This is a genomic window from Devosia sp. A369, assembly GCF_054489345.1.
The window spans coordinates 1-678 of the sequence record NZ_JBTMWV010000064.1 but is presented as its reverse complement, the minus strand read 5'-3'; the positions used below and the strand labels follow the sequence as shown (position 1 = coordinate 678).

The following is a 678-nucleotide window of genomic DNA, read 5'->3' as shown; positions in this document are numbered from 1 at the left end:
GTATAGATCCCCAACCCTCCTGCAAGCGTCGCAGAAGGAAGATAGGTGGCCGACTTTTACGCCGCCCGAAGCGGGACTATCCCGCCGCTACCGTGGACTAATTTTGCACCGCCGCTCTCAGCCATTACCGGCAAGGATCGGGCGGCACCAGTTTTCGCTGGTGGGCTACGAGGAAAACACCGAGTTGTTCGCCGGCAACGGCATGATCGCGGCAACGTTTATGCGGCGCGTGGCGGAGTATCCGATTGCTTTACGCCAAGGCCTGCATGTCACCTACGACCCCGGATTTACCTCCGCCGCTAGGGAATATCGTTGAAAGGGAAATAACCTCGGGGCGCCTGGTCCAGGTTCTGGACGACTGGTTGCCGTTTTTCGCTGGGTACTATCTCCACTACGCCAGCAACGGCAGAATTCGCCCGCATTTTCAGTCGTTGTGAATGCTATGCGTGTGTAGCGAAGCGGGATATCTCCCCCTGAGGCAATGCTGTCGATGGTCCTGGTGCCTGAACGTCCGCCTTTGGGACGCGGTTAGGGCCAGCTGAACGACTACATGGGTGAAGGGTTTGGGATGCCGCTTGGCGTCGCAAAGCCACCCATGCAGGAACCCGCGGTCCGCACGCTTTGCGCTATGGGGTTTGTTGTTTTGGTGCGGTTGGGCGGATGCCAGGAACTGGGGCA

The 678-nt window shown here is 59.0% G+C and carries 1 protein-coding gene; it reads left to right on the top strand.

The genetic code is table 11. The features are described 5' to 3' along the window. On the top strand, positions 1 to 316 hold a 316-nt coding region (locus ACX3OZ_RS20900; RefSeq protein ID WP_459105516.1), incomplete at its 5' end, for a hypothetical protein. Between the last annotated feature and the right edge of the window lie 362 nt (positions 317 to 678).